This window comes from Flavobacterium notoginsengisoli (genome assembly GCF_042686225.1).
GTDB lineage: Bacteria > Bacteroidota > Bacteroidia > Flavobacteriales > Flavobacteriaceae > Flavobacterium > Flavobacterium notoginsengisoli.
This window is the reverse complement of record NZ_JBHUOT010000001.1, coordinates 1,054,324-1,074,525: the sequence shown is the minus strand read 5'-3', so window position 1 is coordinate 1,074,525 and position 20,202 is coordinate 1,054,324. Positions and strand designations below refer to the sequence as shown.

General features: G+C 33.0%; 21 protein-coding genes. 10 read left to right on the top strand and 11 right to left on the bottom strand.

All coding sequences use genetic code 11. The features are described 5' to 3' along the window. The first annotated feature begins 114 nt into the window (after window positions 1-114). The 3 genes from smpB to ACFS3A_RS04535 all read left to right on the top strand — a co-directional run bounded on the left by smpB (window position 115) and on the right by ACFS3A_RS04535 (window position 2,428). Window positions 115-570 carry an SsrA-binding protein SmpB gene (gene smpB / locus ACFS3A_RS04545; RefSeq protein ID WP_091496954.1) on the top strand — a complete coding sequence of 152 codons (456 nt, stop codon included), beginning with the start codon at window positions 115-117 and terminating at the stop codon, window positions 568-570. Window positions 571-651: 81 nt separating this feature from the next. After that, the gene (locus ACFS3A_RS04540) at window positions 652-1,293 is read left to right on the top strand and encodes a hypothetical protein (protein ID WP_379824174.1); all 642 of its coding nucleotides are present in this window, start codon (window positions 652-654) and stop codon (window positions 1,291-1,293) included. Between the two features lie 85 nt (window positions 1,294-1,378). Then, window positions 1,379-2,428: a Fic family protein gene (locus tag ACFS3A_RS04535; RefSeq protein WP_379824172.1), complete on the top strand. Its 1,050-nt coding sequence runs from the start codon at window positions 1,379-1,381 to the stop codon at window positions 2,426-2,428. Window positions 2,429-2,458: 30 nt separating this feature from the next. Here ACFS3A_RS04535 and ACFS3A_RS04530 read toward each other — a convergent pair whose 3' ends face one another. Beyond that, window positions 2,459-3,100 (bottom strand): protein-L-isoaspartate(D-aspartate) O-methyltransferase, encoded by a 642-nt coding sequence (locus ACFS3A_RS04530; protein WP_379824171.1) that lies wholly within the window; start codon window positions 3,098-3,100, stop codon window positions 2,459-2,461. A 320-nt stretch (window positions 3,101-3,420) separates the two neighbouring features. On the opposite strand from ACFS3A_RS04530, the gene ACFS3A_RS04525 reads away from it, so the two are divergent. From ACFS3A_RS04525 to ACFS3A_RS04495, 7 genes are all read left to right on the top strand, one after another. Continuing rightward, window positions 3,421-4,389, top strand: coding sequence for a Gfo/Idh/MocA family protein (locus tag ACFS3A_RS04525; protein ID WP_379824170.1), 969 nt, complete (start codon window positions 3,421-3,423; stop codon window positions 4,387-4,389). 85 nt (window positions 4,390-4,474) lie between these two features. Further along, window positions 4,475-5,362, top strand: coding sequence for a 3-hydroxyacyl-CoA dehydrogenase family protein (locus ACFS3A_RS04520; RefSeq protein ID WP_379824169.1), 888 nt, complete (start codon window positions 4,475-4,477; stop codon window positions 5,360-5,362). A gap of 12 nt (window positions 5,363-5,374) precedes the next feature. Beyond that, window positions 5,375-6,034 carry a YggS family pyridoxal phosphate-dependent enzyme gene (locus ACFS3A_RS04515; RefSeq protein WP_379824167.1) on the top strand — a complete coding sequence of 220 codons (660 nt, stop codon included), beginning with the start codon at window positions 5,375-5,377 and terminating at the stop codon, window positions 6,032-6,034. A gap of 75 nt (window positions 6,035-6,109) precedes the next feature. Next, complete coding sequence (locus ACFS3A_RS04510; RefSeq protein ID WP_379824165.1) at window positions 6,110-7,471, top strand: exonuclease domain-containing protein; 1,362 nt, start codon at window positions 6,110-6,112, stop codon at window positions 7,469-7,471. Window positions 7,472-7,501: 30 nt separating this feature from the next. Continuing rightward, window positions 7,502-8,341 (top strand): ion transporter, encoded by an 840-nt coding sequence (locus ACFS3A_RS04505; protein ID WP_179003373.1) that lies wholly within the window; start codon window positions 7,502-7,504, stop codon window positions 8,339-8,341. 152 nt (window positions 8,342-8,493) lie between these two features. Continuing rightward, a complete protein-coding gene (gene miaA, locus ACFS3A_RS04500; protein ID WP_379824163.1) occupies window positions 8,494-9,414 on the top strand; it encodes a tRNA (adenosine(37)-N6)-dimethylallyltransferase MiaA in 921 nt (306 codons plus the stop codon). Window positions 9,415-9,477: 63 nt separating this feature from the next. After that, a complete protein-coding gene (locus ACFS3A_RS04495; protein WP_379824161.1) occupies window positions 9,478-10,224 on the top strand; it encodes an acyl-[acyl-carrier-protein] thioesterase in 747 nt (248 codons plus the stop codon). A 147-nt stretch (window positions 10,225-10,371) separates the two neighbouring features. On the opposite strand, the gene ACFS3A_RS04490 is transcribed toward ACFS3A_RS04495, so the two are convergent. The 10 genes from ACFS3A_RS04490 to fabV form a co-directional block, all read right to left on the bottom strand. Then, window positions 10,372-10,902 (bottom strand): hypothetical protein, encoded by a 531-nt coding sequence (locus ACFS3A_RS04490; protein WP_379824159.1) that lies wholly within the window; start codon window positions 10,900-10,902, stop codon window positions 10,372-10,374. After that, window positions 10,889-11,578: a peptide chain release factor H gene (gene prfH, locus ACFS3A_RS04485; protein ID WP_379824157.1), complete on the bottom strand. Its 690-nt coding sequence runs from the start codon at window positions 11,576-11,578 to the stop codon at window positions 10,889-10,891. Before prfH ends, ACFS3A_RS04490 begins: the two co-directional genes overlap by 14 nt. After that, window positions 11,566-12,171 (bottom strand): hypothetical protein, encoded by a 606-nt coding sequence (locus ACFS3A_RS04480; protein WP_379824156.1) that lies wholly within the window; start codon window positions 12,169-12,171, stop codon window positions 11,566-11,568. Before ACFS3A_RS04480 ends, prfH begins: the two co-directional genes overlap by 13 nt. A gap of 13 nt (window positions 12,172-12,184) precedes the next feature. Next, window positions 12,185-13,576 (bottom strand): RtcB family protein, encoded by a 1,392-nt coding sequence (locus ACFS3A_RS04475; RefSeq protein WP_379824154.1) that lies wholly within the window; start codon window positions 13,574-13,576, stop codon window positions 12,185-12,187. Further along, a complete protein-coding gene (locus ACFS3A_RS04470) occupies window positions 13,566-14,327 on the bottom strand; it encodes a hypothetical protein (RefSeq protein WP_379824153.1) in 762 nt (253 codons plus the stop codon). The genes ACFS3A_RS04475 and ACFS3A_RS04470 overlap by 11 nt, the downstream gene beginning before the upstream one ends. A gap of 588 nt (window positions 14,328-14,915) precedes the next feature. Next, on the bottom strand, window positions 14,916-15,632 hold the full coding sequence (locus ACFS3A_RS04465; protein ID WP_379824152.1) for a response regulator transcription factor: 717 nt from the start codon (window positions 15,630-15,632) through the stop codon (window positions 14,916-14,918). A 3-nt stretch (window positions 15,633-15,635) separates the two neighbouring features. Then, window positions 15,636-17,225 (bottom strand): sensor histidine kinase, encoded by a 1,590-nt coding sequence (locus tag ACFS3A_RS04460; protein WP_289658524.1) that lies wholly within the window; start codon window positions 17,223-17,225, stop codon window positions 15,636-15,638. A gap of 59 nt (window positions 17,226-17,284) precedes the next feature. After that, window positions 17,285-17,881: a dephospho-CoA kinase gene (gene coaE, locus ACFS3A_RS04455; RefSeq protein ID WP_379824151.1), complete on the bottom strand. Its 597-nt coding sequence runs from the start codon at window positions 17,879-17,881 to the stop codon at window positions 17,285-17,287. Window positions 17,882-17,883: 2 nt separating this feature from the next. After that, window positions 17,884-18,882, bottom strand: coding sequence for a glycosyltransferase (locus ACFS3A_RS04450; protein ID WP_379824148.1), 999 nt, complete (start codon window positions 18,880-18,882; stop codon window positions 17,884-17,886). Between the two features lie 127 nt (window positions 18,883-19,009). Then, on the bottom strand, window positions 19,010-20,200 hold the full coding sequence (gene fabV / locus ACFS3A_RS04445) for an enoyl-ACP reductase FabV (protein ID WP_379824146.1): 1,191 nt from the start codon (window positions 20,198-20,200) through the stop codon (window positions 19,010-19,012). Window positions 20,201-20,202 lie beyond the last annotated feature (2 nt).

The window sequence follows — 20,202 nt, the reverse complement described above, 5'->3', positions numbered from 1 at the left end:
AGCAAACTTAAAAGGAAGCATTTTTGTCATGGCTGATTAAAATCATAGATTTAAAAAAAACTTTAATTATCTTAGCCGGCATAATTTTTTCAATTTTGTCTTACATTTGCACTCATGTTAAAATCAGTCAATATATTAAATAAAAGAGCCCGATTTGATTATGAAATAATCGATACCTATACTGCCGGAATTGTTTTAGCAGGTACCGAAATCAAATCAATTCGTTTAGGAAAAGCTAATATTACAGAAAGTTTTTGCGAATTCAGTGGCATGGAACTTTTTGCGATCAATACTTATATCGAAGAGTATTCTTTTGGAAACCAGTTCAACCATAAATCCAGAAGCGAAAGAAAATTGCTTTTGAATAAAAAAGAATTAAAAACGCTTCATAAAAATGTGCAGGCAAAAGGACTTACTATTGTTCCGCTAAAATTGTTTACAAATGAAAAAGGTTTAGCCAAATTACAGATTGGTCTTTGCAGAGGAAAGAAAAACTATGACAAACGAGAATCTTTAAAAGAACAAGATACCAAACGAGATTTAGATCGTATTAAAAAAGCTTTTAATTAAAAGCTTTTTTAATTTTACATAAATTCCTAATTATTAATATTTTATCGTTATTTTTACTTATAACCAATTTAACTGTAAAATATGAAAAAGTCTTTACTCTTATTTTTTATTGTAGTTATATTTTCTAGTTGTGGCAGTAACACTTCTATAGTAAACAGCTGGAGAGATCCAAAAATTACCGTTGCTCAGGAAAATTTCAAAAAGGTTTTAGTTGTTGCTTTAGTCAAAGATGAAGCATCCAGAAGAGTTACAGAAAACAGAATTGCCGCTGGTAATCCCATTTTTAGAACTTCTTATCAATATTTAAACGAAACCACCAAAGACTTTACTAAAGAACAAAAGTTGAAAATTCTACAAGATGAAAATTTTGACGGAGTAATTACTATGAGATTGGTAAGCAAGGAAAAAGAAACATCTTATGTTCCCGGAACTTACACCGGAATGTATTACGGAGGTTTTGACGGAATGTACACCGGAATGTACGGTTATGGATTTGGTAATTGGTATGGTATGTATTCTCCTAACTTTTATGATCCGGGTTATTACCAGGAAACTACATCTTATATGGTAGAAACCAATATTTTTTCATTAAAAGAGAACAAATTGATATGGACCGGTACAACTGAATCACAATATGTAACAGATTTAGGTCAAACAGTTGATGCCATTATGCAGGCTGTAGTGAAAGAAATGAGAAAAGACGGCTCTCTTCCTCCAAAATAAAATATCAAAAAGCAGTACTTAAAATACTGCTTTTATTTTGTTTAAAAAATTGACTAAATTTGTCAAGACCAAAACTTTCATTAAAATGAAATCTTTATTAAAAAACGCCAGAGAACAAAAAGGCTTAAAAACCCGTGAATTGGCACAACTTGCAGGAATAGACCAAGCCTTAATCAGTAAATTTGAATCGGGAACACGAAAACCGACTAAAGATCAAATCATTAAACTGTCTCAACTTTTAGAAATTGATTATGAAACTTTGATGATTGCCTGGCTTAAAGAAAAAATTCTTTATGAAATTGGTGATGAGGAATTTGCTCTAAAAGCTATTAAACTTGCAGAGGATGAAATTAAATACAATAAAACAGTTTCTAATCTTAAATTATCTACTTCATTAGAAAAGATTTTAAAAGAAATTGATTCTTTAAAAGAAAAACTGGATTCTTATCGACAAAACGATAGCATTAAAATAAAACAAGCCTTAGAACTGGAATACACTTTTGAAAGTAATAGAATTGAAGGAAACACAATGACTTTGCGTGAAACAGATATGGTCATAAATGAAGGTTTGACGATTTCAGGAAAAAGTATGCGAGAACATCTTGAAGCCATAAATCATCAGGAAGCAATTGGCTTTGTAAAAGAATTAATGAATAAAAATAACTCATTGAACGAACGCGATCTATTATCTATTCATAATTTAATTCTTCGAGGGATAATTCCAGAAGATGCTGGACGTTACAGAAAAGTTCAGGTTATGATACAAGGAAGTACACATATGCCACCACAACCTTTATTAATTCCTCAAGAAATGGAAGAATATTTTATTTGGTATGAGATCAATAAAAACAAATTGCATCCTATTATTTTGGCTGCCGAAATGCACGAACGATTAGTTACAATTCATCCTTTCATTGATGGAAACGGAAGAACTTCCAGATTGATAATGAATTTAATTTTGATGCAAAAAGGTTATCCAATAGCCAATATTAAAGGAGATTACGAAACCCGAATGCAATATTATCAATCTTTAGAAATAGCGCAAACAACAAAAGATAAAGAAGATTTTTTCCTGTTTATAGCTCAAAAAGAAAAAGAAAGTTTGGAAAGATATATCTCAATTTTAACTCAATAAAAAGCCCAGCTTTAAAACCGGGCTTTCTCATTAATTTTTATCTTCTAACAACGGAACAAATCGAAACTCTCCAAATTCATGTTTCTCAAATTGCGTTTCATTCTTTCTGATCAATAAAGTCATAATCTGAACATCTTCTCCCAACGGAATCACAAGTCTTCCTCCTATTTTCAACTGAGCCATTAAGGGTTGCGGAATAAAAGGTGCACCAGCTGTAACTATAATACTGTCAAAGGGAGCAAAATTTGGAAGCCCTTTATAACCATCTCCAAAAGAAACATGTTTGGGACGAATATTTAACTTTGGAAATAAAACAGATGTCTGTTTAAATAATTCTTTTTGTCTTTCAACCGTATAAACTTTTGCTCCAAGATTAAACAAAACGGCTGTCTGGTATCCGGAACCTGTTCCAATTTCCAAAACTTTATGTTCTTTTTGTACTTCTAACAACTGTGACTGAAAAGCTACAGTATAAGGTTGCGAGATAGTTTGTCCCGCACCAATAGGAAAAGCCTTATCCTGATAAGCATAATCTTCAAAACTGGAATTCAAAAAAAGGTGTCTCGGGATTTTTTTTATCGCATCCAGAACCGCTTTATCAGTAATTCCTTTTTGCTCTAAAGTGGTTACTAATTGATTACGAAGTCCTTGATGTTTGGCAGTGTCTTTCAAAATGGGTAGGTTTTATTTTCGCAAAAATAAGAAACAAAACAGGATTTCAAATATTGATTTTTAAATAATAAATTAATACAGTCGAAAGTCACTCTTTTCAGGATAAACGAAGTCGAAGCCATTCATGTACTTTATGTCCTTCATCCTTGATGAGAGTGACAAGTGTGTAAGTGAGGATGCAAATTACGACCAATGACCAACAAATAACGACCAACAACCAATAATTAACAAGTTACAATTCACAACTCACATTTCACAATTAGTTAAATTCATTTTCACGGTAAACAAATAAATTATATTTTTGTTTAAAATACATTCTCATGTTAAAAGTAGGAGTTTTAGGTGCTGGTCATCTTGGTAAAATACATTTACGCTTATTACAACAATCTGACAAATACGAATTAGTTGGATTTTACGACGAAAATCAGGAAAATGCCGAAAGAATCTCAAAAGAATTTGGCTATAAAAATTTCAGTACAATTGCAAAACTCATTCACGCTGTCGACGTGATCGACATTGTTACTCCAACGCTTTCACACTATAAATGTGCAAAAGTTGCCATCAAATCAGGAAAACATATATTTATTGAAAAACCAATCGCCAATACGGTTGAAGAAGCTGAAGAAATTATTGCTTTAGCAAAAGAATATAACGTAAAAGGACAAGTAGGACATGTAGAGCGTTTTAACCCAGCTTTTATTGCTACAAAAAACATGATCGAAAATCCCATGTTTATAGAAACACATCGTCTGGCTGAATTTAATCCGCGCGGCACAGACGTTCCTGTAGTTTTAGATTTAATGATTCATGATATTGATGCTATTTTAAGTGTTGTTAATTCAAAAGTAAAAGATATTCATGCCAGCGGCGTATCGGTAATTAGTGATACTCCGGATATTGCCAATGCCAGAATCGAATTTGAAAATGGTTGTGTTGCCAACTTAACTGCAAGTAGAATTTCGTTGAAAAACATGCGTAAATCACGTTTCTTTCAAAAAGACGCTTACATTTCTGTTGACTTCTTAGAAAAAAAATGTGAAGTAGTTCGAATGAAAGATGCGCCAGAAGTTCCAGGAGATTTTGATATGATTCTGCAAAATGCCGAAGGTGTAAAAAAACAAATCTATTTTACCAATCCAGATGTAGAGCAAAACAACGCAATTCTCGACGAATTAGAATCTTTTGCAAATGCTATTAATACAGATACAACTCCAGTTGTAACATTGGAACAGGCTACAGATGCTTTGCGCGTAGCGTATCAAATTATTGATTGCTTCGAAAAAAAATAAAGTTGTATAAAAAATAAGTTAGCCACGAATTCACGAATTATTTGGTGAATTCGTGGCTAAATCATAAAAAAATATCTAGCAAAAAATGAAAACAATAGCTGTAATTGGTGCAGGAACAATGGGCAATGGAATTGCTCATACCTTTGCACAAAGTGGATTTATAGTAAAACTAATTGATGTTTCAGAAAAATCATTAGATAAAGGAATGGCAACCATTGCAGCAAATTTAGATCGCATGCTGGCTAAAGGAACCATTACACAAGAAGATGTTGCCAAAACAATTACAAACATCATAACTTACACAGATATTAAAGACGGTGTTGTTGGCGCTGATTTAGTTGTAGAAGCCGCAACTGAAAATATTGAATTAAAACTGAACATTTTCAAGCAATTAAACGAATATTGTTCACACAATACTATTTTAGCAACTAATACTTCTTCTATTTCAATTACACAAATCGGAGCCGTTGTAGCGCATCCAGAGCGTGTTATTGGAATGCATTTCATGAATCCGGTGCCGATTATGAAATTGGTCGAAATCATCCGCGGCTATAACACAAGTGATGAAGTAACTAAAATCATCATGGATTTATCTGAAAAATTAGGTAAAGTTCCTGTTGAAGTAAACGATTATCCTGGTTTCGTAGCAAACAGAATTTTAATGCCAATGCTGAACGAAGCAATCGAAACGTTATACAATAAAGTTGCCGGAGTATATGAAATTGATACGGTAATGAAATTAGGAATGGGACACCCAATGGGTCCACTACAATTAGCGGATTTTATTGGACTTGACGTTTGTCTTGCCATTTTAAATGTAATGTACGACGGATTCAAAAATCCAAAATATGCTCCTTGCCCGCTTTTAGTAAATATGGTAAGAGCCGGAAAATTGGGAGTGAAATCTGGAGAAGGATTTTACGATTATAGCGAAAGTAAAAAGGCTGAGAAAATTTCGAAGCAGTTTGTTTAAAAAATAAATATCATGTCGATTCAATCGAATTTAAATACAATAAAAGCAACTTTACCTGAACACGTAAACCTAGTTGCCGTTTCAAAAACAAAACCTGTCTCAGACTTGATGCAAGCCTACGAAACAGGACAGCGCATTTTTGGAGAAAACAAAATTCAGGAAATGACGGAGAAATGGGAACAAATGCCAAAAGACATTCAATGGCATATGATTGGTCATGTTCAGTCCAATAAAGTCAAATTTATGGCGCCTTACGTGAATTTAATTCATGGCGTTGACAGTTTGAAATTATTACAGGAAATAAACAAACAAGCTTTAAAAAATAACAGAACCATAGATTGTCTTCTTCAAATTTATATTGCCGAAGAAGAATCTAAATTTGGTTTGGACGAAAATGAATTAAATGAACTTTTAACTTCTTCGCAGTTCAAAGAGTTGAAAAATATTCGTATCTTAGGTTTAATGGGAATGGCAACCTTCACAGAAGACCAAAACCAAATTAAAAAAGAATTTACCCATTTAAAATCGATTTTTGATTCGATAAAAGAGCTGAAAACTGAAAACTGCAGTCTGAACACTATATCGATGGGAATGTCAGGAGATTATCAATTAGCGATAGAATGCGGAAGCACAATGGTAAGAATTGGAAGCAGCATTTTTGGCGGTCGTTAATACCTGCCGTAAAGACGCATTGAAGTACGTCATTACAAAAAACTGAATACTAAAAACTGAGACTGAACACTTAATTTGTACGCAATACTTGACATAGAAACCACTGGGGGGCAATTTAATGAAGAGGGAATTACCGAAATCGCTATCTATAAATTTGATGGGCATGAAGTAGTTGATCAATTCATAAGCCTTGTCAATCCTGAAATTCCGATTCAGCCCTTCGTAGTAAAACTGACTGGAATTAATAATGCTATGCTACAATCAGCGCCAAAGTTTTACGAAGTTGCTAAGCGTATCATAGAAATTACTTCTGACTGTGTTATTGTGGCTCATAATGCATCTTTTGACTATAGAATCCTTCGTACAGAATTCAGACGTCTTGGCTACGATTTCGAAGCTAAAACACTTTGTACAGTAGAATTAGCAAAAAAATTAATTCCGGAACAACCTTCATACAGCTTAGGAAAACTCGTTCGTGCACTTGGAATTCCAATGGCAGACAGACATCGCGCAAGCGGAGACGCTATGGCAACCACAAAGCTTTTTAAAATGCTTTTGGAAAAAGACGTTGAAAAAACAATCGTAAAAGATTTTATAAAACTAGAAGTTGAAAAAGGAATTTCTCCAAAATTTCTGGATCTAATTAATCAAATGCCAGCTAAAACAGGTGTTTATTATATCTATAACGAAGGTGGAACTTTAATTTACATTGGCAAAAGCCAAAATATTAAAAAAAGAGTCAATCAGCACTTTACTGGAATTACAACCAAAAGTAAAAGAATTCAGGCCGAAGTTTTTACGATTACGTATGATGAAACCGGAAGCGAGTTAATAGCACTTTTAAAAGAAAGTCAGGAAGTAAAAGTAAATCGTCCAAGATACAATCGATCTCAGAAAAAATCAGTTTTTCCTTTTGCTTTATACGCCGAGAAAGATTCAAATGGCTATATTACCTTAAAACTAGAAAAAGCCGATGGACGTAAAAAAGAAATAACTTCTTTCGCTTCCTTACAAGAAGGCAAAAATGCCCTTTTTAGATATACTGCAAAATATCATTTGTGCCAAAAATTAACTGGTTTATACCAAACAAAAAAAGAGTGTTTCCAATATACAATTAAAGAGTGCGACGGTGCCTGCATTGGCGAAATTACTCCCGAAACTTACAATTTGAGAGTCCAACAGTTTATTTCTGAAAACAGTTTCGAAAACAAAAACATGATCCTAATCGACAGAGGTAGAAATATAAACGAAAGAAGCGCTATTTTAATTGAAGACGGAACTTACAAAGGCTACGCTTATTACGATCTTAATTACCAGATTACCAATATTGATATCCTAAAAAATATCTTAATCCCAATGCAGCACAATCGTGATGTAAAGAATATCATTCAAAGCTACATTCGTAAAAGTAAGTCATTAAAAATACTTCATTTTTAACAAAACCAAACTTTCATTATCTTTAAGGATATGAAAAACAAAAAATCACAATACGAAATCTTCAGGGAAAAAGTAAAAATCATTCTGTATGGCACCAATACCATATTAGGACGAATGTTCGATTTGGTATTATTAGGTTTGATTTTATTGAGCGTTTTATTAATAATGCTCGACACTGTACAAGGAATCAGTTCCAAATATCATTACCAGCTTCTTATTTGCGAATGGGTAATAACAGTCTTTTTTACCATCGAATATATTCTCCGAATTATCTCCATTCAAAAACCTGTTAAATACATCTTTAGCTTTTACGGAATCATCGATTTACTTGCTGTTTTGCCCATGTATTTGTCTATATTTTTGCCCGGCGCAAGTATTTTATCAATCGTAAGGGCATTACGTTTTCTTCGATTATTCAAAATTTTGCATATTCCGCAAATCAATCATCAATCGTTACAATTAAAAGAAGCTATAGAAGCCAGCAAAGAAAAAATTCTGGTTTTCATTTATTTTGTCCTAATCAGCACCGTTATCATCGGTACCATAATGTATCTGGTGGAAGGCCGAGAATCAGGATTTACAAGCATTCCAATGGGAATTTACTGGACAATAGTAACTTTAACAACAGTAGGTTATGGAGATATTTCGCCACAAACACCGCTTGGCCAATTTATTGCAGCATTTGTCATGATTTTAGGTTACGGAATCATCGCCGTTCCAACAGGAATTGTTACTGCCGAGTTTGCAAAAAGCAGTCTGAAAAACAGCACTGTAAGTGGCAAAAAAACATGTAGAAAATGCCAGTCTCAAGTTCATTTTGATAATGCTAAATATTGTTACGAATGTGGAACTGAACTGCCTAATAATTAATTTTAGAAGCTAATCCAGCTGTACATTCCAACTCCTCCTTATATTTGTAATTTTTTAAGGCATAAAAGGAGCTTCCGTTGGTCGCTCTTTTACACCAAAAAAATTCAACAAATATAAGTCCGGGGTTTCCATTTCCATCTGGGCTAAAAACTATGAAATACCTAATAACCATTGTAGGCCCAACAGCTATAGGCAAAACAGCCTTGAGTATTGCTTTGGCACAGCATTTTAAATGCGAAATCGTTTCTTGCGACAGCCGTCAGTTTTTCAAAGAAATGGCCATCGGAACCGCAGTTCCAAATCAGGAAGAATTAAACTCGGCCAAACATCATTTCATTCAAAACAAATCCATTTTTGAAAATTATACCGTTGGCGATTACGAAAAAGAAGCTTTGGCCAAAATAGAAGAATTATTTCAAACCAATGATTTTGTCATTCTTATCGGCGGTTCAGGATTATATGTCGATGCCATTTTAAAAGGATTCGATGAATTTCCAGAAATAGATCCAAGCATTCGTTCTGAAGTAAATTCAAATTACGAAAAAATCGGAATTGAATATCTTCAAGAACAATTGAAAAGTTTAGATCCCGAATATTATCAAAAAATAACTATAGAAAATCCACAGACTTTGCAAAATCCACAGCGAATGATGCGTTTTGTAGAAGTTTGCATTGGAGCTCAAAAACCGTATTCTTCGTTTTTAAATCAAAAGAAAAATAATAGAGACTTCACTCCTATTCTAATTGGCTTAGATGCTGACAGAGAAATCATATACAGCAGAATCAACCAACGTGTAGATATTATGATGAACGAAGGATTATTAAAAGAAGCCGAAGCACTTTATCCCAACAAAGCGTTAAATGCGCTCCAAACCGTCGGTTATAGAGAATTATTTAGTTATTTTGATGGAGAATTCACGTTGCCATTTGCCATTGAAGAAATCAAAAAAAACACAAGAAGATTTTCCAAAAGACAATTAACATGGTTCAAACGAAACGAAAACACCAAATGGTTTGATTACGCAACAGATAGAAAACAAATCATAAATCACATAGAAGGTCTTATAAAATAAAGAAAATCTATTTTCTATTTTCTATTTTCTATTTTCTAAAAAAAATAAATCTAAAATTATAAAATGCCAATATCTCCCAATTTCACATCAGTTTTAAGCAAAGACTGGGAAATCAATTTCACACAATGCACGCCAACAGGTTTCTTAAAATATACTGATTTGTGTAACCTTTTACAGTTAACCGCCGCCGCACATTCTGAAGTTGGCGGCATCAGCTTTACGGATATGCAGGAATTTGATCAAGCTTGGGTTTTAAGCCGAATGCGTGTTGAAATTTCAGCATTACCAAAATGGCAAGATGTTGTAACCGTAAAAACATGGATTAATAGTTTAGAGAATTCACGTTCTGTTCGTGCGTTGGAAATGTATGTAAACGGAAAAAAGATTGTTGGAAGCGAAACCTATTGGGCCGTTTTTAACACCAAAGCGCGTCGTCCGGAAGCTTTAGCATTGCCTTTTGAACACTTCGAATTATTCCCTGAAAAAAGAGCAACAGAAGAAGGGTTTTCAAAAATCAATATCAACCACGAAAAAGAAGCGGTTTTTGAAAAAACAGTTTATTTATCAGATTTAGACATTGTAAATCACGTAAATAATGTCAAATATCTGGAATGGTGCTTGGATCATGTTGATCCAAAAAGAATCATGAAACAAGAAGTTAAAAGTTTCGAAATGAATTTCATGAAAGAACTTTCACTACAAGATAATGTGGTAATTCACGAAAGCGAAGATGATAATCACACAACAGCAACATTCAGCATTACAAAAGACGAAAAAACTTGTTTTGCTTTGGAATTGCATTGGAAGTAAATAGCAATTTCTTTCCTGCAAGGTTTCCAAAACCTTGTAGGTATAAATGTTAGAATTTAAATAACAAACCTACAAGGTTTTGGAAACCTTGCAGGAAAGTGGAATCAATAAAAAAACGATGCAAATTGCATCGTTTTTTTATCAAAATCATTTCGATTTCTTTTTAGAACCTTTCTTAGATTTCTTTTTCTTCTTTTTCAGTAAATCAATTTTACTTTCAATTCTCTTCTCAACATCTGCAATATCCGATTCATAATTGAATTGCAACAAATGAATTTTCGCATTTTTAATTTCTTTTAATGCTTTTTTAAACTCATTTTGCGCTTCTAAAAGAATGGCTTTCTTGACATAAATTTCAGATTTATTGATTCCTTTTACCGTTAAGGCAAAATCAATGAGCTTTCGAGCTTCTTCATAATCTTCATTTAAAATCAAAGTTTTTAAATAATACGGATACACTTCAAGAGCATGAATATTAATCGATAAAGCCTGCTGAAAATAAGATTTCGCTTCTTCATAGTTCATCAATTGCTCTGCCTGAATTCTTCCGTACAAACACAAAACCATTGTATTTTTATCATCATAAGAAAAAGCATAATCTAAAGATTCTATTGTTCCTTCCAACCAAAACGGATAATTATCCAAGGCTTGAAAAAGGTATTTATCAGTTGTTTTCATTGCGTAAATCGTTTTTTAATTTCTGACGAGTTCCTTTATAACTTTTCTCTACTTTGTTCTTTTTAAAATCACTTCCCGTAAAAACTCTCACTGGATTTCCGCGCTCTACATTGAGCTGATTTTCCCACTGTCTTCCTACATGATTTTTAAGCTGAACTAGTTTTTCGTCTTCTAATTTTTTTAATAATCTTTCTGTTGCCAGTTTTTTGTTTTGATGCTGCGAACGGCTATCCATTGCTACAACTGCAATTCCTGTTGGAATATGTGTCGCCCGAATTGCCGAACTGACTTTATTCACATGCTGGCCACCTGCTCCTGAACTTCTCATGGCTTGATACTGAATATCATTTTCTGAAACTGAAACGTTTTTCTGCGATTCTATTTCAAAAATTCCAATAAACCAGTTTTTACGTTTGTGCATTTTCCTAAACTGACTCTGTCCAATCCATTGAATCGTTCCAACCCAAGACTTCACAAACTGATCAGCATTTTTTCCTTTTACAGCAATCGATGCGGTTTCTATGGTTCCGTTCTCTTCTCCTTTTTCTCTTTGCAACAAAACCACATCTAAATTCTGATCTTGGGCCTCTTCCAAAACTTTTTTAAGCACTTGGGCGACAACCCAAGTGCATTCTGCAGGCCCGCGACCCGCTGTTATCTGAATTATTCTTTCCATTTTTCTAATATTTTAAGAAGCTTTTCTCTGTTTTTTGCTTCTTTAATAAATTTTGGAAGTCGTGAAACCATTGTTCTATTACCGCTTCCATTATTATTTCTCTCTCTTAAATCAGCTTTAATGTATTTTTCCAAGTACACTAAATGTTCCTGATTATAAACCCAAAAAACATTTCCTCTGACTTCTTTTTGAAACCAAAGCTGTAAATTGTACCAAGGTTCTCTTACCAAACCATCTTTTTGCGGTTCTTTTCTAGTTCTTAAAATCGTAGGTTTTATTTCCCCGCTAAAACTGCAATGCGGACATTTAACCTGATACATTTCTGGTCTTTCTTTGAAAATAGGAGACTCATACTCAAATTTTTCATAACAATTACCACAGTAATGCTTTCCAAGTGCTTTGTATTGATAAACTGGTTCATCAACTTTATAAAAACAGGATTTACATTCAAAAGTCATTGTTATGCATTTTCCACATTCACAATTTTTAGGAACTTCTTTCAAAACTCCTTTAGATTCACATTTGGGACATTTCACGAAAATCTCGTTATAAAAATGTCCCAGCCATTTATTTTCATCTTGAAACCTTTCCATAATTTTTTACTTTTTAGCGATCCATTCTAACAATTTTAGGCGTAAACGTTCCTAAAACCTCCACTAAATCTGTCTGGTTTGCCATCACTTTTGTAATGTCTTTGTAGGCCATTGGCGCTTCGTCAATATTTCCTCCTATCAAGGTTACGTCGTTGGCTTTCAAAACTTTCTTGATTTCGCTTTGTGTGAAAGTACTTTTGCATTTCGCTCTCGAAAACAAACGTCCCGCGCCGTGCGAAGCAGAATTCAAACTTTCAGCATTTCCTTTACCTTTTACAATAAAACCTGGAGCAGTCATCGAACCCGGAATAATTCCTAATTGCCCTTTTCCTGCTGGCGTTGCGCCTTTTCTGTGCACAATACATTCCTGACCGTTTACCATTTCTTTCCAGGCAAAATTGTGATGGTTTTCAATTGTTACCACTACCCTTTTTCCAATTGCTTTGGCAATTCTTCTGTGAATATCGTCGTGACAAGCTTTAGCATATTCTCCTGCTAAATTCATCGCCAGCCAATATTCCTGACCATCGTGCGTATTCAAATCCAACCAGGCTAAATGCTGTACATTTTTTGGTAACGGACACTGCTTTGTTGCCAAATACGTGTAATGCTTCGCAATGTTTGCGCCCAATCCACGTGAACCACTATGTGAAAGAACAGCAAAATATTCACCTTTTTCCAATCTCCATTCGTTCTCAGGATTATCAATTTTAGCAATTCCAAATTCTACAAAATGGTTTCCTCCGCCAGATGTTCCTAATTGTTTATAAGCTTTTGGAAGAAGATTTTTCAATAGCGGAATATCCTGAAATCCGCTATTGTAAAACACCTCATGATCTACACGAGAAGTGTGCGTTTCATACATTCCAAATTTTGTATTGTCTTTCAAAATTGCTTCCAGCTGATGCTCTTTTCCTTTAAAATGAGAAGCTGGCAAATCAAAAATCGAAAGGCTCATTCGGCATCCAATATCCACTCCAACTCCATACGGAATTACAGCATTATCTGTTGCCAAAACGCCGCCAATCGGCAATCCGTAACCTGAATGTGCATCTGGCATTAAAGCTCCAGCAACTGAAATTGGCAGTTTTAATGAATCATACAATTGAAATTTTGCCTGATCATCGATTTCATTTTCTCCGAAAATTTTAAAAGGTGCTCTAGTATTTTTAAGCTGATGCATTCTTACCTGTACAGGTTTAATCAAACCTTCAGCTACCTTTCCCCAAGTTCCGTTTCCTTCATATTTTTCAGGATGTAATAGAACGTCTTTTGCTTCTGTTAGAATAGATTCTTTTTTTTCTCTTTTTCTATATCTGTTTATCTGCCCTAAGGCTATATTTATTGAATTGTTCTTTGGAAAACCCAATTTAATCAGGTCTTTTCCAGATAATTTATTTCCCATGATTTTCTATCATTTCGTCTGCATATTGCTGATACAAAGCATGCAGACTCATATTTTTAATGGGGTTTTTCTCTTTTGGATTTTCATAATCATAATAACTCCAGCTTCGAGAGAAACCGTCTACTAATTTGTTTATTTTATTTCTTAGATTCTGATTAACAATATAATTTTCAACAACTTGAATTTCACTTTCTAAATCTGAATCGACCATCCTTGTATGTGTTATCATATAAGGACTAACGCGAAGTACATATCGCCAAGGCTCGTTAAATACATAGTGCACTTTATATCTTTTAAAGTTGCTACACCAACGTTCGCGTTTATAAAAATGTACTTTTTCTTTTTCAGTCAATTCTAATTTTGGACTTTTCCACTCCCATTCTGAAAATTCTTTTACAGTCTGAATCTTTTCAACATAAACATGTCTGCTTTTTCTTTTTTTCTTTCTTTTAAAAGATTTTTCAGGAGAAAACTGCCATGTATTAATTTTTATCAGTAATTCTTTGTAAAATTCAGCTTCCGCAGATCGTGCAACATCATCTCTTAACTTGAAATTACGCTGCCAGCCTTTTTGATAAGGAACTTCTAAAGGAACTAATGGTAAATTTCTTCGTTTGTTCCAAAGCTCAACTTCAAGGTTTCTTAATTGAATTAATTGTTTATCAAAATCCTTTTTAACTAATCTTTTTTTTCTTCTATTGCTTTTAAAACGAGTACATAAAGCATACTCGTCTACCGTATAATTTTCCATTAAAAAATTATAATGCATTAAGTTAACAGCCACACAGGCTTAAACATTTTATCCTTGACGGATAAATAAATAAAATCGGTTTTCGGGAAAATTTGAAGTGTCTAGAATAAAAAAAGCCCGAAACTAAATGTCTTCGGGCTTTTTTATATATCTAAAAAGAATTTCTAAGATTGAAATAAGCCACGAAGAAGTGCTGCACCAAATCCGTTTGGTGTGAAGCTTTGTGATGTCAATGTAAGTACAAACATTTTTTCTTCGTTTTTAAAGGGTTATTATTTTTTTTGTGTGCAAATATTGTGAATTGTTTTTTGATTTTCCAAATTTATTTTAAAGAAAATTCTTCAAAAAAATAAATTAGAATGTTTTTAAAATTTCAAAAAAAAGAATATCTATTTGAAAACTAAAGCCTTAGAACATATAGAAGCGGTATACTTTTTTCGTGTTCCTATTCAAGATTTTTCAATAAAAAAATTTCAAATATTAATCTTTTTCACTTGATCTTTCATTTCGACGAAGGAGAAATGACAAGATTACCTACAAAAAAAGCCCTGATTTCTCAGAGCTTTTATATTATTTTTTGTGAATTTATTATTCAGCAACTTTGCTTTTTACCACTAATCTGAAACCTTCCCCGTGAATGTTCAGGATTTCAACATCTTCATCAGATTTTAGGTATTTTCTCAACTTAGCGATGTAAACATCCATACTTCTTGAAGTAAAGTAGTTGTCATCTCTCCAGATTTTTGTTAAAGCTAATTCTCTTGGCATTAAGTCATTTTCATGAAGAATAAGCATTTTAAGCAATTCATTTTCTTTTGGAGACAATTTAATTGGCTCTTCATCTTGGTAAGTCAAGAATCTAAGTTTTGAATTTAAATGGAATTTACCAATATTAAATTCGAATTGTACTTGTTCCGCTTTTGTATCAGCAGATTTTCTTTGAATGATTGCTTTAATCTTCATTAAAAGAACTTCCGAATCAAAAGGTTTATTTAAATAATCATCAGCACCAGCTTTGTAACCTTTTAACACATCTTCTTTCATAGATTTTGCTGTTAAAAAGATAATTGGCACTTCACTGTTCTTTTCTCTAATTTCTTTGGCCAAAGTGTAACCATCTTTATAAGGCATCATTACATCAAGAATACACAGATCGTATACATCTTTCTTGAATTTCTCGAAACCTTCCATACCGTTTTTAGCTAAAGTAACTTCAAAGTCATTTAACATTAGATAATCTTTAAGAACCGCCCCAAAATTTAGGTCATCTTCTACTAAAAGTATTCTTTTGTTAGTATTTTCCATATTTTAATTTATTAATGGTATTTTTATTATAAAGGTGCTACCTTTTCCTTTTTCGCTTTCTACATATACTTGACCATTATGGTCTTCTACAATTCTTTTTACATAGGCCAAACCTAAACCGTGGCCTTTTACGTTGTGCAAATCTCCAGTGTGTTCTCTGTAGAACTTTTCGAAAACTCGCTTTTGAGCTATCTTACTCATTCCTAATCCGTGATCTCTAACTTTTATCAAAATCATGTCTTTTACATTCTCTGTAAAGACTTCGATCTTAGGAACATCCGGAGAATATTTTATCGCATTTTCTAAAATATTAACCAATACATTGGTAAAATGAACCTCGTTTATCAAAACTGTTGTTCTAGCAGCATCATAATGTCTTTCTACTGTACCTTGCCTGTCTTCTAATATTAGATTTACATGTTCTATTGCATCATCAATTATATCAGTAACTACAGTAGGTTCTTTTGTAATATCAAGCTCTCTTTTTTCCAGTTTAGAGATACGCAGTACATTTTCTACCTGAGCATGCATTCTTTTATTTTCATCTCTAATCATTTGAAGATAACGATAAACCTTTTCCTTATCTTCAATTACCTTAGGACTTCTAATAGCATCTAGTGCTAAATTTATTGTCGCAATTGGTGTTTTAAATTCATGCGTCATATTATTTATAAAATCTGTTTTGATTTCAGAAATATGTTTCTGACGCAGTAATTGATTTAATGCACTCGTGTAAGCCACAATTATAATCAAAGTAAAAACTATCGATAGAATAGTTATACTTAATAATTCAGATAATAAGAACTTCTTTTTGTGCGGAAAAGTAACTGATAATTCATATTTACTATTCCCTTCATTATCAGTAAAAACCGGAATACTGTAAGTTGCTTCTTTATCTAAAGAATGAAATCCATCAGATTTAATTTTAGTTGGAATTCCATTACTGTATATTGCGAATTCAAACTTGGTTTTAACTTCATATTCTTCCAGCTCTTTTTTCAATAATTTATAAAGCTTATCTTTTGTAACCCTTCCCTCTATTGGGGTTAAAGAAGCAATATCTTTATATTGAATCTGTTGCTGTACTTTATTTAGAATATCTAAACTTCCTGATTTTTCAATTTTCAGATCAGGAATGATACTCTGTCCTAAGCCGTTATTATCAATTCCACCGTTATTATTATAAACTTCGGTTACTCTTTTTGAACTAAAATTTTTAAAACGCTCACTACTGAACTTTTTGTTAAAAAGAGATCCGTTTATATCGTAATCTTCAGATGTCAAAGTACTCGAATAAACAATTGTTTTATTCGTTTTTGGGTTTCTTTGTACATAAAGTACTTCTAGTAAATCTTCTTTTTTTGGAATTTTACCCGTGCTGTCTTTAATACGGTTGTATTTGTCGTAGAAACTGTACTCCTCTTGCTGTTCCAGTTTATCTGCAACATTTCCAATTACTTGAGTAACGTGGTATTTAAATTGTTCTTCATTATTCTTGAACGAAGAATTGAACCAAAATACTTGAACCAGAATTATCCCGATTAAGGACAAACTCATCAATAAAACAAGTATTCTAAAAAATAATTTATTCATCGAAACAAAATTAATATTTTAACAATATACTAAATAATACATTAACCAAATATTAACATTTAAGACTGATTTTGTTTTATATTTAAAATTTTAAGAATTTTAACAACTTCTTCCTTAGCAATTTTAAGATTATTGTTATTAATCACGAAATTGCTCTTAGAAATTCGTTTTTCGTCATTCCACTGCATTTTCATTCTGCTTAAAACTTGTTCTCTTGTAGTTTTATCGCGTTTTACAACTCTTTCGATTCTAACTTCTTCCGGAGCAGTAACGGTTATAATAACATCGCATTCTTTATAACGACCGCTTTCAAATAAAATAGCTGCCTCATAAACAACATAATCAAAATTCTTATATTCCTGCATCCAAGATTCGAAATCTTTTTTTACAGCTGGATGTACTATTGAATTTAACTTTGCTAATTGTTCTTTATCATTAAAAACTATCTGAGCTAGCTTTGCTCTATTTAAAACTTCTCCATCAAAAATATCTTGGCCAAATGCATTTTTTACCTCTTCAATAATCTCTTCGGACTGCATTACATTTTTGGCTCCATTATCTGCTATATAAACAGGAACCCCCATTTCTTCAAAATAGTTTGCAATGGTTGTTTTCCCACTGCCAATTCCTCCCGTAAGGCCAATAACTTTTGTCATTCTTACAATTTAAAAAACATACGTGGAAAAGCTTCCTGAGGTTTCTTTTTCAATAAAATTATTTTTACATAAGATTCTAAAAAACCAGTTCCATAACCATAGAACTGTTTCCAGACCGCTATTACTGAAAGATATCCAATCTTGATACTTTTGTTTTGAACGCTTGATGTAAGAAAAACTATAACGAAATATACGAAATATAATTGTAATAAAATATCTATATTGAAAATTAACAATAAAAAAGCTAATAATAAACCAAGTATAAACATTGTTGGAAAGAAGAAAGTCAGTTTATTATGCTCTGGATACCAACTATTTAAAATAGGTCGTGCAATACCAAATTTCTTTACCTGAATGGAGAATTTTTCCCAATCAATTCTTCTTTTATGATATACATAAGCCTCTGAAAACAGTCTGGTTTCAAAACCTAAGTTCCATAAACGGATCGATAAGTCCGGATCTTCTCCTGGATGAATGTTCCCAAAACCTTTTGAAGCTTCAAAAGCTTTTTTAGAAATCCCCATATTAAAGCTTCGCGGCTGGAATTTAGTTATTTTCTCAGATCCACCTCTAATTCCCCCCGTAGTAAGAAAAGAAGTCATGGCAAAATTGATTGCCTTCTGAATGTTAGAAAAGCTATCTAAGGCTTTATCAGGCCCTCCAAAACAATCTACATATTCTCTATCCAATTCTTTACGAACTTCCGTCAAGTAATTGGAAGGAATAATACAATCTGAATCAAAAATGATAAAATAATCTCCTCTTGCCCTTTGCATTCCATAATTTCTGGAATCTCCCGGACCGGAGTTTTCTTTAAAATAATACGATATATTTAATTTTCCTTGATAATTCATCACAACATCTCTACATGGAATGGAAGATCCATCTTCGACAAGAACAATTTCAAAAGCTTCATTATAATCAGATTTTGAGAGACTTTCCAAAAGCTCATCAACTTCATCGGGACGATTATACACGGGTATAATTAAAGAAAAAATCATAGCAGAATGTGCGGTTATTAAAGGGTAATTTTTTATTGTTTAAAATTTTAACAAAGATAGGGTATATTAACAAAAAAACCATCAACTTTTGGTTGATGGTTTTCGGTTTTACGGTAAGTAAAATATGTTATTTGATACTTTCGATTTCAACAACTTCGTTTGCTTCTGCATTGTAGTCAACACCAGCAAATTCGAAACCGAATAAGTTTAAGAAATCACTTCTGTATCCTGCTAAATCTCCAATTTCTGGCAGAGTTTCAGTAGTAGCCTCTAACCAAAGTTTAGCCACTTTATCCTGAACATCTTCACGCATTTCCCAGTCATCAATTCTGATTCTTCCTTTTTCATCTACAGGTACTTCAGAACCATTGTATAATCTGTCCTGGAACAAACGCTGAATTTGCTCAATACAACCTTCATGAATTCCTTCTTCTTTCATAATTTTGTATAAAAGAGAAATATACAATGGAATTACCGGAATTGCAGAACTTGCCTGAGTAACCAAAGCCTTGTTTACAGAAACATAAGCTTTTCCTCCAATGGATTTTAAAGAATCTGCAATAGTAAATGCAGTAGCTTCTAAATGATCTTTTGCACGACCGATAGTTCCTTTACGGTAAACCGCCTCTGTTAAAGATGGCCCGATATAAGAATAAGCAACTGTTGTAGCACCTTCTGCCAATAAATTCTCATTTTTTAAGGCATCAATCCACATTGCCCAGTCTTCACCTCCCATAACAGCTACAGTGTTCTCGATATCCTCTTCATTAGCCGGAGCAATAGAAACTTCAGAAACCTTTCCTGTATGAAAATCAACTGTCTTGTTTGTAAAAGTTTGTCCAATTGGTTTTAAAACTGAACGATGCGTAACTCCTGTATTAGGATTTGTACGAACTGGTGAAGCTAAACTATAAATTACAAGATCCACTTGTCCTAAATCCGCTTTGATTAAATCAAGAGTCTCTCTTTTTATTTCGTTTGAAAACGCATCTCCGTTAATACTTTTTGCATATAAACCCGCTTTGTGAGCTTCTTTTTCAAATGCTGCAGAATTGTACCATCCCGGAGAAGCTGTTTTTCCCTCAACTGGTGGTTTTTCAAAAAACACTCCAATTGTAGCAGCATCAGAACCAAAAGCACTAGTAATTCTTGAAGCCAACCCAAAACCTGTAGAAGCACCAATTACCAAAACTTTTTTAGGCCCGGCAATTTCTCCTTTTGATTTTACGTATTCGATTTGATTTTTTACATTTTGTTCAGCTCCCGTTGGATGGGCAGTCAAACAAATAAATCCTCTCATTCTAGGTTCTATAATCATCT